Source organism: Streptomyces sp. HNM0574 (assembly GCF_012726235.1).
In the GTDB taxonomy this organism is placed as follows: Bacteria; Actinomycetota; Actinomycetes; order Streptomycetales; family Streptomycetaceae; genus Streptomyces.
The window spans coordinates 43,229-55,420 of sequence record NZ_JAASAH010000017.1 but is presented as its reverse complement, the minus strand read 5'-3'; the positions used below and the strand labels follow the sequence as shown (position 1 = coordinate 55,420).

The window sequence follows — 12,192 nt, the reverse complement described above, 5'->3', positions numbered from 1 at the left end:
GCCCGAGGAGTTGGGGAATGGCCGACCACTACCTTCGTTGGACCCGTACAGGCCCCGGCCGCTTCCTCTCCCGCCGGCTCGGCCTCCCCCGGCCCACCCCGCTCCACCGGTGGTCGGCGGACCGGGAACGGCTGGAAGGCGGCCCACTGCTGCACCTCACCCCCGTACCGTCACGCATCGCCGCAGGCGGAACGGGCGCCGAGGAGCTGGCAGTTGCGCTCGGCGGCTGCGGACTCCCGGTCCGCACGGAGGCCGAACCGGGGGTGCGCCACGCCGCCGTGGTCGTCGACGCTACGGGGGTCACCACCGTCGCGGAGCTGCGGGGTGTGCACGCGGCGCTGCACCCGGTCATGCGCGCGCTCGCCGAGTGCGGCCGGATCGTCGTCCTCGGCTCGCGGCCCGACCCGCTGGACCACCATCAGGCCGCCGCGCAGCAGGCGTTGGAGGGCTTCGTCCGCTCGCTCGGCAAGGAGACCGGCGGCGGCCGCACCGTCCAGCTGCTGCGCTTCGCGCCGGGCGCCGGTCCGGCCGACGCGTCCTCCACGCTCGGCTTCCTGCTGTCCCCGAAGTCCGCCTACGTCAGCGGACAGGTGATCGAGATCGGCGCCGACCCCGCGGCGGCCCCCGCCGACGCACCGGCCGACCCGGCCCGCCCGCTCGCCGGACGCACCGCGCTGGTGACGGGCGCGGCCCGCGGCATCGGCGCCTCCGTCGCGGCGACGCTGGCCAGGGACGGGGCGCACGTCATCTGCCTGGACGTCCCGCAGGCCGGGGAGGAGCTCACCACTCTCGCCCGCGAACTCGGCGGCAGCGCGCTGACCTTGGACATCACGGCCGAGGACGCGGGCGAACGCCTGGTCGCCGCGCTGGCCGAGGACGGGCACGGGGGCCGGGCCGCGCTGGACGTCCTCGTGCACAACGCGGGCATCACCCGGGACCGCAGGCTCGCCAACATGGGCGCCGACCGCTGGGACGCGGTGCTGGAGGTCAACCTCGACAGCGTGCTGCGCACCACGGACCACCTGCTCAAGGCCGGAGCACTGCCGTCCGGTACGGGGCGGATCATCGCCACCGCCTCCATCGCCGGGATCGCGGGCAACACCGGGCAGACCAACTACGGCGCGAGCAAGGCAGGCGTCATCGGCCTCGTCCGCTCCCTCGCCCCGCGCGCCGCAGCGGAGCACGGGGTGACCGTCAACGCGGTCGCCCCCGGCTTCATCGAGACGAAGATGACGGCCGCCGTCCCGCTGTTCATCCGCGAGGCCGGACGCCGGATGAACTCCCACGCGCAGGGCGGGCTTCCGGTCGACGTCGCGGAGACCACCGCCTGGTTCGCGCGGCCCGGCTCGTACGCCGTCAACGGGCAGGTCGTCCGCGTCTGCGGGCAGAGCCTGCTCGGCGCCTGAGGGAAGGGGGAACCGGAATGACCGTGCAGCATCTGAGGACCCCGCCGCGGCTGTCCGTGGAACTCGCCCGCGGCGGCCTCGGCTCCCTGCGCAAGCGCGGCCCGTACACCGGCGCCCGCCTGCCCGAGACCCAACTCGTGCTGCGGGAGGCCCCCGTGGACGAGGCCAGGATGCGCGCCTACGCCCGCGTCTGCGGCTTCCCGGCGGCCGGCGCCGGCGGCGGGCCCCAGCTCCCGCCCACCTATCCGCACATCCTGGGATTCCCGCTGGCCATGCGGCTGATGGCGGGCCGCGGCTTCCCCTTCCCGGTGCTCGGCCTGGTCCACACCGACATCGCGCTCACCCAGCGGCGGCCCCTGCGCGCCGACGAGCGCCCGGAGATCGCGGTGTACGCGGACGGGGCCGCTCCGCACCGGCGCGGCACCCGGTTCGGGATGGTCACCGAGGCCAGGACCGACGGCGAACTCGTCTGGCACTCACGGAGCACCTACCTCTGCCGCCACCGCACCGGACCCGAAGCGGAACCCGAACAGCCGTCCCGGGAAAGGGACTCCGCCCCGCTTCCGGTACGGGAGACCTGGGACCTGCCACCCGGCCTGGGACGCCGCTACGCGGCCGCCTCCGGCGACCGCAACCCGATCCACCTGCACCCGCTCACCGCCCGCCTGTTCGGCTTCCCCCGCCACATCGCGCACGGCATGTGGACCTTCGCCCGCTGCCTCGCCGCCGCCGGCACGGCCGCCGACGGACGGCTCGACGTCACCGCCCGGTTCACGGCGCCCCTGCCGCTCCCCGCGGCCGTCACCTACGGCACCTCGGCCGACGGCACCGCCTTCGAGGTCCGCGGCGACGGCGAACGGGCCGCGCGCACGCACCTCACCGGGACACTGCACACCGGGAGTTGAGGGCCCGCCCGCCGGGCCCCCGGGTACGCGCTCAGGACGAGGAGCTGTGTGCCGACGGGGTCCAGCGGGCGCCCTTCATCAGGTTCTCCAGGCCCGCCCAGCAGAAGTTCATCAGCGTCGCGGCGGTCTCCTTGGCCGAAGGCCCGTCGCCCTCCTGCCTGCCCGCCCGGTCGTTGGACCACCCGGCGAGCGACTCGGCCGCGCCCACCAGCGCGTGCGCGAGCCCCTCGACCTCGCGCTCGGCGAGTTCGCCGTCGCAGCCCGCGTCCCGCGCGGCCTGGCCCAGCAGTCCGCGCACCAGCTCGGTGACCTCGACCCGCATCGCCGCCACCTCGGCGGCGAACGGGCCGCCCGTCGTCCGCGCCCGGTGCAGCACCGCCCAGCCGTCGGGGTGCGCCGAGGTGTGCGCGAAGAACGCCGTGAGCCCGTTCCACAGCTGCCGGTCGGCGGAGACGCTCTGCTCGGCCGTGCCGACCCGTACGGCCTCGACCATCGCCGCGCCCTCGCGGCGGATGCAGGCCAGGAAGAGGTCCTCCTTGGACTTCATGTACAGGTAGACCAGCGGCTTGGAGACGCCCGCCGACTCGGCGATGTCGTCCATGGAGGCCATCTGGTAGCCGTGCCGCGCGAATCCGGCGACGCCCGCGTCCAGCATCTGCCGCTCGCGGACCGCCCGCGGCATCCGCTTGTGGCCCCCGCGACCGCCGCCGCCCTCGCCGTTCGCGCCGTCACCGCTGCTGCCGCGCCTGGCCGTGGTCCCCACTGCTGCGCCCTCCCCTTGCTCCCGTTACCCGCTCCCCCTCGTCCAGCCCGGCCGTCCACCCTACCGAGCCCTGCCCACCGGCCCGGCACGGCGAAGGGCGGCGGCCCCGGCGGCCGGATTCCTCCGGTGCCGGGGCCGCCGCCCTGCCGAGCGCGCCTTACATGTTGTTGTCGGCGTCCTCGCACTGCTTCGCCTTGGTCCGGTAGGCGTCGGCGTAGTGCGCGTGCAGCTGGGCCTTCTTCGTGTAGTAGTCGACCTTCTTGGGGCTCGGCTTGGCCTTCGCCAGCTCCTTCTTGCGGAGCTGCTTGTAGTCGGCCGCCTTGGCGTCGTGCTTCTTGGCCTTGTACCGCAGCTCGGCCGGCTTGCAGGTGATCGGCCCCGAGACGGCGGAGGCCGAGACGGCGGTGGTGCCGGCGGGCGTCGCGGCGACGGCCGCGCCGGCGCCGAGCGCCACGGGCCCGGTCGCGGCCACGGCGGCGACGGCCACGGATGCGAGGGTACGGCTGAACTTACCCATGAGCTGGGTCCTCCCGTTTGTTCCCGTCCGGGTACCGGAGGGTGGTGGTCCGCCACCCCTGCTCCGCGACCGCCGACGGCCCGCACGCTCCGTGCTCTCCCCCGGCGGGCCCGGCCGGGACCCGATGATCATCCGTCATCCTAGGGCGCCCGCGATCCGCCCCACAACGGAATACGCCGACCGCAGCAGACCCGTGACACAGCACCGCACCGGGCGAGGAAGGCCGCCAACTCCCCTGCCCGGCGCAGCTCTTGGCGGCGACCGCGGGCATCCCTAGGCCGCCGGGGCACCGTCCGCGGCCCTGCTCCGGCGGCCCGGTCCGGCTTCGCCCCCGCCCGCGGGCACCGGCGCGGACGCGGTCAGCCGCCGGATGTGCGGAACGGCCAGGGCGCCCAGGGTGGCGACGGTGATCAGGGCGCCGCACACCAGCAGCGCGGGTCGTGGCCCCATCGCGGCGGCGAGGGGTGCCGCCGCCAGCAGACCGAGCGGGCCGATCATGAAGCTGCCGAGCGCGTCGTAGGACGCGACCCGCGACAGCGACTCACGGGGGATCTCCCGCTGCATCGTCGTCTCGAACAGCACCCCGAAGGTGTTGAACCCGATGCCGAGCACCACGGAGCCCGCGACGACGGCGAACAGCGGCGCACCCGCCCCGAGCAGCAGCACCGGCACGGCCATGGCGAAGACCATGGGAGTGGCCACCAGCAACGGGCGGCGCGGGCGCAGGCGCAGCGAGATCACCACGCCGACGAGCGTGCCCGCCGACTGCCCGAGCAGGACCATCGACCAGCCGGGCGCACCGCCCATCTCCTCCTTGGCCACGACGGGGCCGAGCACCCCGTAGGCCGCCTGCATCGCCGAGGTCACGAGCGCGAACTGGAGCACCGTCACCCACAGCCAGGTCCGGCTGGAGAACTCCTTCCAGCCCTGGCGCAGGTCCGCGGCCATCGACGTCCGGCCGGCCTCGCGCGGGACGTTCTTCAGGCCCAGGGTGCTCAGCAGCACCGCCGAGAAGGCGAAGGCGGCACCGTTCGTGGCGAGCGCCCAGCCGGGGCCGACGAGGGCGACCATGCCGCCGGCCAGCGAGAGTCCGAGCAGCCGGCCCGCGTTCATGCCGAAGCGCAGCAGCGCGTTGGCGGGCTGCAGACGTTCCGGTGGCACCACGTCCGGGACGACGCCGGTGAGCGCCGGATAGTACAGCGCGAGGGAGACGCCGATGGAGACGGAGCAGACGACGACGGCCGCCACCGGCGGATTCCCGGTGAGGAACATGACGGCCAGAGCCCCGAAGGCCAGCGCCGACACCAGTTCGGCGCCCGTCATCAGCAGATGCCGGGGCACCCGGTCCGCGATCACGCCGCCGAAGAGCATCAGCGCGACCTCGGGAACGGTCTGCGCCGCCAGGACGAGGGTCAGGGTGCCGGCGGTGGCACCGGGCAGGTCGAGGACCGCGAACGTGAGGGCCACGGGCCCGAACGCCGATCCGAGGACGGAGATGGTGCGGGCCGTGAACAGCACCGCGAACCGCTTGTCACGTAACAGACTCAAGTCGCGCATCGGGCACCTTTCCAGCGCAGGACGACGCACGGGCCGAGGCGTGCGCCCCAACCGCCACGGCGATCCCGGCGGTTGGGAAGAGTCTTCAACCTGAAGTCCGCTTCAGGTCAAGCCCGGGCAGCCGAGGCAAGCAAAAACCCCGGCAGAGGGCGTCACCGCCCCCTGCCGGGGTCACCGCTTCGTACGGACCGTCCTGCCCTGGAGTGCTACGCGCCCGCCGGAGCCGGCACCGACGGCTTCTGGTCGGCGTGCGGGGCGGCGTCCTGGGAGCCGTCCTCGAAGGCGTCGTCGACGCTGAAGCTCTTCGCGCCGCGGAAGGCGTCCCGGTCCAGGACCTTCTCCCGGGCCGAGACGATCACGGGCACGACCACCTGGCCGGCCACGTTCGTCGCCGTCCGCATCATGTCGAGGATCGGATCGACGGCGAGGAGCAGGCCGACGCCCTCCAGCGGCAGGCCCAGCGTGGAGAGGGTCAGCGTCAGCATGACGGTGGCGCCCGTCAGACCGGCCGTCGCGGCGGAGCCGATGACCGAGACGAAGACGATGAGCAGGTACTCCTTGAGGCCCATGTCGACGCCGAAGAACTCACCGACGAAGATCGCGGCGATCGCCGGGTAGATGGAGGCGCAGCCGTCCATCTTCGTCGTCGAGCCGAAGGGCACGGCGAAGGAGGCGTACTCCTTCGGGACGCCGAGGCGCTCGGTGACCTTCTGGGTCAGCGGCATGGTGCCCACCGAGGAGCGGGAGACGAAGGCCAGCTGGATCGCGGGCCAGGCGCCCTTGAAGAACTGCAGCGGGCTGACCCGCGCGACGGTGCTCAGCAGCAGCGGGTACACGCCGAACAGGACGATCGCGCAGCCGATGTAGATGTCCGCGGTGAAGGTCGCGTACTGGCCGATGAGGTTCCAGCCGTAGTCCTTGATCGCGGTGCCGATCAGGCCGATGGTGCCGATCGGGGCGAGGCGGATGATCCACCACAGCGCCTTCTGCAGCAGCGCGAGGATCGCCTCACCGCCGCGCAGCAGCGGGGCCGCGGTGTCACCGAGCTTCAGCGCGGCGACGCCGACGACGACCGCCATGAACACGATCTGCAGCACCTGCAGCTCGGTGAAGGGCGTGATCACGTCCTTCGGGATGATCCCGGTGAGGAAGTCGAGCCAGGAGCCCGCCTCCTCCGGCTTGGCGGCGTCCTTGGCGGAGATGCCGGTGCCGGAGCCGGGGTTGGTGAGCAGGCCGATGACGAGGCCGATGGCCACGGCGATCAGCGAGGTCACCATGAACCACAGCAGCGTGCGGGTGGCCAGCCGTGCGGCGTTGTGCACGTTCCGCAGGTTGGTGATCGAGATGGTGATCGCGAAGAAGACCAGCGGCGCGACGGCCAGCTTCAGCAGCTGGACGAAGATCTCGCCGACCTTGTCGAGGGAGGTGCCGAGCCAGTCGACGCCCCAGGTGCGGGCCACCCAGCCGAGGGCGACACCGAGCACCAGACCGGCCAGGATCTGCGCCCAGAACGGGAAACGTATCCGGGATCTCGGCGTATCGGGCGTGGACTGGTCTTCGGACTCGGCGGTGGCCGCGCTCTCGGGCGCGGACGAGGACGAGGAGGATGACGACACGGACGGACTCCGGTGAGCTTCAGGGGTGTGGACGAAAGGCGGTGCAGCGCGCCGGAGAACGGTCCGGCCGCATAGTCGTGTGATACCTGCTCAGGCGCGCAGGCGACAGACCGCGGACAGACAGCGGCACAGATCGACGTGCAGCCGCGCCACGAGCCGCGCACTGCGCGGCTCGGAAGTGGGGGCTGCGGCAATCGTCATGGCGCTCACGCTAACACTCGGTCTTTTGTCTGCCCAAAGCTTCGCTTTGGTTCGCGGTCACGGAAACGCACAACACCCCGCCGGGGAAAGGCATTTCCCGACGGGGTGCGAAGCGGGTGTGACGAGCGTTACGTCAGGCCCGGGGCGAGCGGAGCGGGAGCGTCAGGCGACGCCGTCCTCCTGGCTCCGGTTGGCGGCCAGCCGCCCCTTGGCGCCCTCGACGCCGTTCACGATCTGCTCGGACATGGCGGCCCGCTGCTTCCGCAGCAGGACGAAGCTGAGCGGGGCCGAGATCACCAGCGCCAGCAGCACGACCCACAGCGGGTTGGAGTCGCCGATCCCGGCCGGGATCAGCCCGAAGTGCGCCAGGGCCCCGACGACGACGAGGCAGCCGACGAAGACCCCGACCCGCATCATCGTGTAGCGGAGCGTCGCGTGCGCGGTGCTCAAGCTGCTGCTCACTGCATTTCCTCTTCTGTCTGCTCGCCCGCCGCTCCGCCGAGCGGCAGCCACATGGTGATGTCGTCCCGGAAGTCGCCCGCACCGGCCCTGATGGCTCCGGGTACGCGGCCGACCTCGCGGTATCCGCAGGACGCGTAGAAGGCGTCGACGCCCGTACCGCCGCGGCACGTGAGCCGTATCGCCTCGATGCCCTCGTCCGCCCGGGCCGCTTCCGCGGCGGCGGCCATCAGGCCCCGACCCGCTCCCCGGCCCTGCAACGAGGGGTGCACCATCACGGTGTAGAGCCACACCCAGTGTCGCATCAGGCGATGTGCGTTGTACGTGAGGAATGCGGTGCCGACGACGTGACCTTCTTCATCCAGCGCCGCCACCAGCCGCACCCGCTCCTCCGCCATCGCGACGAGGTGCTTCAGCAGCTCGGGCCGGACGTCCTCGGGCGCCACGGGCGGCACGAAGCCGACCGCGCCGCCCGCGTTGGTGACGTCCGCCCACAGCCGCAGGATGTCGTCCTTCAGCTCCGGGGTGACCGGCGGATCGACGACGTACCGCACGGCCTCCCTGGTGGCGGTGGTGACCGTGGTCACGCTCACACCCGCATCGGCTGCGGCGACTCGCGCCGGGACGCGTCCGGGCCCTCGTACTCGTTGATGATCTCGTAGCGCGTGTTGCGCTCGACGGGACGGAAGCCCGCGTCGCGGATCAGGTCGAGCAGGTCCTCGCGGGTGAGCTTGTCGGGGGTGCCGAAGTTGTCCGCGTCGTGCGTGATCTTGTACTCGACGACCGAGCCGTCCATGTCGTCCGCGCCGTGCTGGAGCGCGAGCTGGGCGGTCTGCACGCCGTGCATGACCCAGAACACCTTCACGTGCGGCACGTTGTCGAACAGCAGCCGGGAGACGGCGAAGGTCTTCAGCGCCTCGGCGCCGGAGGCCATCGAGGTGCGCGCCTGGAGCTTGTTGCGGACCTTGCCGTCCTGCATGTCGACGAAGTCGTGCTGGTACCGCAGCGGGATGAAGACCTGGAACCCGCCGGTCTCGTCCTGGAGTTCACGCAGCCGCAGCACGTGGTCGACCCGGTGCCTGGGCTCCTCGATGTGCCCGTAGAGCATCGTCGAGGGCGTCTTCAGGCCCTTCTGGTGGGCGAGCCGGTGAATCCGCGACCAGTCCTCCCAGTGGGTGTCGTGGTCGACGATGTGCTGCCGGACCTCCCAGTCGAAGATCTCCGCGCCGCCGCCGGTGAGCGATTCGAGACCCGACTCGATGAGGATGTCGAGGATCTCGCTCGCGTCCATCCCCGAGATCTTCTCGAAGTGCTGGATCTCGGTCGCGGTGAACGCCTTCAGCGACACCGTGTCCGGCAGCACCTCCTTGAGGGCGCTGAGCGAGCGCGGGTAGTAACGCCAAGGCAGCGTCGGGTGCAGGCCGTTGACGATGTGCAGCTCGGTGAGCTTGTCGCCCTCCATGGCCTTCGCCAGGCGGACGGCCTCCTCGATGCGCATCGTGTACGCGTCCTTCTCACCGGGCTTCCGCTGGAAGGAGCAGTACGCGCACGAGGCCGTGCACACGTTGGTCATGTTGAGGTGGCGGTTGATGTTGAAGTGCACGACGTCGCCGTTCTTGCGCGTCCGCACCTCGTGGGCGAGCCCGCCCAGCCACGCCAGGTCGTCGGAGTCGTAGAGGGCGATGCCGTCCTCGCGGCTCAGCCGCTCACCCGCACGGACCTTCTCCTCAAGCTCGCGCTTGAGCCCAGCGTCCATCCCTCGCGCCTCCTCGCTTATCCGCTTCGCGCCCTTGCCTGCTTCGAGCCTTTGTCTGCTTCGAGCGCCTTGTCGAGACTACTCCCGGCCCTTCGCCGCTCCCGGGGCGGGGCGGCGGGCACCGGCGGCCTCCCGGCCCGCCCGGGTGCTTCAGTCCTGGTGCTGGGGCAGTTCGCCGACCCGGTTCTCCCACTTCGTGGACAGCACCATCGTCGTCCGCGTACGCGAGACGCCCTTGGTGCCGGACAGCTTGCGGATGATCCCCTCCAGGCCGTCCACGTCCGGGACCCGGACCTTGAGCATGTACGAGTCGTCCCCCGCGATGAACCAGCAGTCCTCGATCTCGCCGATGTCCCGCAGCCGCCCCGCGACGTCCTCGTGGTCGGTGGCGTCGGTCAGCTGGATGCCGATGAGCGCGGTGACGCCCAGGCCCAGGGACGGCGAGTCGACCGTCGCGCGGTAGCCGGTGATGACCCCGGCGGACTCCAGCCGGTTGATGCGGTCGGTGACGCTGGGGCCGGAGAGGCCGACCAGGCGGCCGAGTTCGGCGTAGGACGCGCGTCCGTTCTCGCGCAGTGCCTGAATGAGCTGCCTGTCCACTGCGTCCATGGTTCCGCGCGCCTTCCGTCCGTGGGGCTCCCTGAAACGTCCGGCTACGAATCTAAGGCATGGGGGTCCGCCGCCCGGCGCCAGCTCCCACCGAAGGGCGCTCAACGCACCGCAACGGTGACGCACTGTGACCCTCCGGGGTGTCCGCCCCGCACGCGCGGGCCGCGCGTACGCTCGGTGGCGTGAGCGAAACGACCCCCCGGAACCGGCGCACCCCCTGGGTCGTCGGCGTCTCCGGCGCCTCCGGGACCCCGTACGCCGCCGCCGTGCTGCGCGCGCTGCTGCACGCGGGAGAGGCGGTGGACCTCGTCGTCAGCCGGGCCGCGCGGCTGACGATTCTGGACGAGACCGGACACCCCTTCCGCGACGCGCACGCCCACGAGGACCTGCGCCGCTGGCTCGCCCGCGGCGCCGACGGCACCCCCGACGCCTTCGACCCGGACGTCTCCGGCGTACGCCACTGGGCCGCCGGCGACCTCGCCGCCGGACCGTCCTCCGGCAGCTACCCCGTCAAGGGCATGCTGATCGTCCCGGCCAGCACGGCCTGCGTGGCCGGGGTCGCGCTCGGACTGAGCAAGGACCTGCTCCAGCGCGCGGCCTCCGTCACGCTCAAGGAGCGCCGCCCGCTCGTCGTCGCCGTCCGCGAGACCCCGCTGAACGGGCAGACGCTGCGGCACCTGGTCACCCTCGACGACGCGGGCGCCGCCGTCGTCCCCACCTCCCCCGCCTTCTACGCGGGCGCGACGACGCTCCAGGACATGGTCGACTTCGTCGCCGGCCGCGTCCTCGACTCCGCCGACGTCCCGCACAAGCTCTACCGCCGCTGGGAAGGCGAACTCGGCGCGGGCAACGCCTCCTAGGGGGCGCGGGGAACTACGCGAGCAAGCACGACGCGCCCGCACCCCGCGACGCACGGACAGGCGCACCCCGTACTCGGCGTCAAGTCACCGCACCCGCGTCACGGACGCGGAACGCTCCGTGACCCCGCCCGCCCCGAATTGGCGCGACGGCGCGCAGATGTTGTTGTCTCGTCCCATGCGCTTCCCACGCTCCGGCTCCCCCGCAGCCCGCGCCCCGCGTCCCGCCCCCGGCACCGGCCCCCGCACCGGCCGGAGAGCACGGGCCGGCACCGCCGCCGTCGGCGCCGCGCTGCTCGGCGCCGTCACCGTCTCGGGCTGCGGCGCGGCCGAGCACGTGACGGCCGGGATGAAGGCGAAGGGCGCGCTGGAGACGCTCGGGAAGCAGTCCTCGGCCTCCTTCGTCGCCTCCGTCGACGGCTCCGAGGAGGACGCGCGCACCTTCCTGCGCGGCGTGCGCGGCGGCGAACCCTCCGACCGCGCCGTGCGGCTGCTGGCCAACACCGAGGTGACGATGGCGGTCGGCTCGGGCCAGGAGGACATCCCGCTGGCCGAGATGAAGCGCTCCGACGCGATGGACGTCGCGGCCGCGCTGAACTTCGGCCGCACCGACGTCTTCGCCGTGAAGTCCGTGCGCGACAAGCTCTACCTGCGGGCCGAACCCGCCAACCTCGCCGAGCAGTTGGAGACCTCCGACAAGCGGCGGCACCAGGCCGACGAGATCGTCGCGCTCGCGGAGGACCTCCCGGACTCGCTGGGTTCCGCCAAGGACGCGCTCCGCGGCTCCTGGGTCCGGGTCGACCCGGAGACCTTCGACGACTTCGCGCAGGCCGCCGACCGCCTCACCGAACGCGCCGGCAAGGAGGGCGCCCAGCACGGCCCCGCCGGAGCCGCCCTCGACGCGGCCGACGCGCCGCGCGGCACCGCGCAGGCGCTGCGCCGGGCCGTCTCGGTCGCTTCCGCGCTGAACGGCCAGACCCAGCGCGAGTTCGTGGAACGGCTGGAGACCCTGCTGCGCGAGCACGCCCGCTTCTCGGACGGCGGCGAGCGGGGCGGCGCCGAACACGTGAAGGTCACCCTGCCGGGACGCGAGGCGGCCGCCGACCTCTCGGCCGCGCTGGAACCCCTCGGCGCCGACGTCCCCCCGTCCCGGGTGCCGGACCACGACGTGACGGCCGACCTCGCCGTCCGCCGCGGCCAGCTGACCTCGCTGACCGTCGACCTCGGCCAGTTCACCGGCGCCTGGGGCAAGGAGGCCGCCGGGAAGCCGGGCTCCGGCGAAGAGGTCCCGCACCTGCCGCTGAAGCTGGAGCTCGGCGGCGGAGCGGCCCTCTCCGTCGACCCGCCGGACGGCGCCCGCGAGCTGCGGCCCGAGGACCTGATGGCCTCCCTGATGTACGGCGCCCTGGGCAGCACCCGTTCCTGACGTCATCCTGGACGGCGCGGCGCGGGGAACTCGGCGCGCCGCCCGTGACGTTGTCACCGTCACAAGGCCCTGAAGCTGCCGGCTCGCCGGAGCAGGCAGTCAGCGCAAGGCCCGGTCCCG

Annotated in this window: 12 protein-coding genes; 4 read left to right on the top strand and 8 right to left on the bottom strand. The window is 72.7% G+C overall.

Translation table 11 applies throughout. The features are described from left to right. Nucleotides 1–17: 17 nt before the first annotated feature. Nucleotides 18–1,406 (top strand): 3-oxoacyl-ACP reductase, encoded by a 1,389-nt coding sequence (locus HCC30_RS23930; RefSeq protein ID WP_169444831.1) that lies wholly within the window; start codon nucleotides 18–20, stop codon nucleotides 1,404–1,406. Nucleotides 1,407–1,423: 17 nt separating this feature from the next. Then, complete coding sequence (locus tag HCC30_RS23925; protein ID WP_169444830.1) at nucleotides 1,424–2,311, top strand: MaoC/PaaZ C-terminal domain-containing protein; 888 nt, start codon at nucleotides 1,424–1,426, stop codon at nucleotides 2,309–2,311. A 31-nt stretch (nucleotides 2,312–2,342) separates the two neighbouring features. Here the strand turns inward: HCC30_RS23925 and HCC30_RS23920 are convergent, their stop codons facing one another. The 8 genes from HCC30_RS23920 to HCC30_RS23885 form a co-directional block, all read right to left on the bottom strand. Then, nucleotides 2,343–2,993: a TetR/AcrR family transcriptional regulator gene (locus HCC30_RS23920; protein ID WP_169444899.1), complete on the bottom strand. Its 651-nt coding sequence runs from the start codon at nucleotides 2,991–2,993 to the stop codon at nucleotides 2,343–2,345. Between the two features lie 238 nt (nucleotides 2,994–3,231). Further along, a complete protein-coding gene (locus HCC30_RS23915; RefSeq protein ID WP_169444829.1) occupies nucleotides 3,232–3,591 on the bottom strand; it encodes a hypothetical protein in 360 nt (119 codons plus the stop codon). A 273-nt stretch (nucleotides 3,592–3,864) separates the two neighbouring features. Next, on the bottom strand, nucleotides 3,865–5,148 hold the full coding sequence (locus HCC30_RS23910) for an MFS transporter (protein WP_169444828.1): 1,284 nt from the start codon (nucleotides 5,146–5,148) through the stop codon (nucleotides 3,865–3,867). Nucleotides 5,149–5,354: 206 nt separating this feature from the next. Further along, a complete protein-coding gene (locus HCC30_RS23905) occupies nucleotides 5,355–6,671 on the bottom strand; it encodes a dicarboxylate/amino acid:cation symporter (protein ID WP_346776783.1) in 1,317 nt (438 codons plus the stop codon). Nucleotides 6,672–7,127: 456 nt separating this feature from the next. After that, entirely contained in the window at nucleotides 7,128–7,382 is a 255-nt protein-coding gene (locus HCC30_RS23900) for a DUF4229 domain-containing protein (RefSeq protein ID WP_169444898.1), read from the bottom strand. 41 nt (nucleotides 7,383–7,423) lie between these two features. Next, complete coding sequence (locus tag HCC30_RS23895; protein WP_346776779.1) at nucleotides 7,424–8,011, bottom strand: GNAT family N-acetyltransferase; 588 nt, start codon at nucleotides 8,009–8,011, stop codon at nucleotides 7,424–7,426. Nucleotides 8,012–8,013: 2 nt separating this feature from the next. Continuing rightward, nucleotides 8,014–9,180: an aminofutalosine synthase MqnE gene (gene mqnE, locus HCC30_RS23890; protein WP_169444826.1), complete on the bottom strand. Its 1,167-nt coding sequence runs from the start codon at nucleotides 9,178–9,180 to the stop codon at nucleotides 8,014–8,016. 150 nt (nucleotides 9,181–9,330) lie between these two features. Then, a complete protein-coding gene (locus HCC30_RS23885; protein WP_169444825.1) occupies nucleotides 9,331–9,789 on the bottom strand; it encodes an Lrp/AsnC family transcriptional regulator in 459 nt (152 codons plus the stop codon). Between the two features lie 182 nt (nucleotides 9,790–9,971). On the opposite strand from HCC30_RS23885, the gene HCC30_RS23880 reads away from it, so the two are divergent. Both HCC30_RS23880 and HCC30_RS23875 read left to right on the top strand, forming a co-directional pair. Then, nucleotides 9,972–10,649, top strand: a complete 678-nt coding sequence (locus HCC30_RS23880; protein WP_169444824.1) for a flavoprotein — start codon at nucleotides 9,972–9,974, stop codon at nucleotides 10,647–10,649. A 175-nt stretch (nucleotides 10,650–10,824) separates the two neighbouring features. After that, entirely contained in the window at nucleotides 10,825–12,072 is a 1,248-nt protein-coding gene (locus HCC30_RS23875) for a hypothetical protein (protein ID WP_240979844.1), read from the top strand. Nucleotides 12,073–12,192 lie beyond the last annotated feature (120 nt).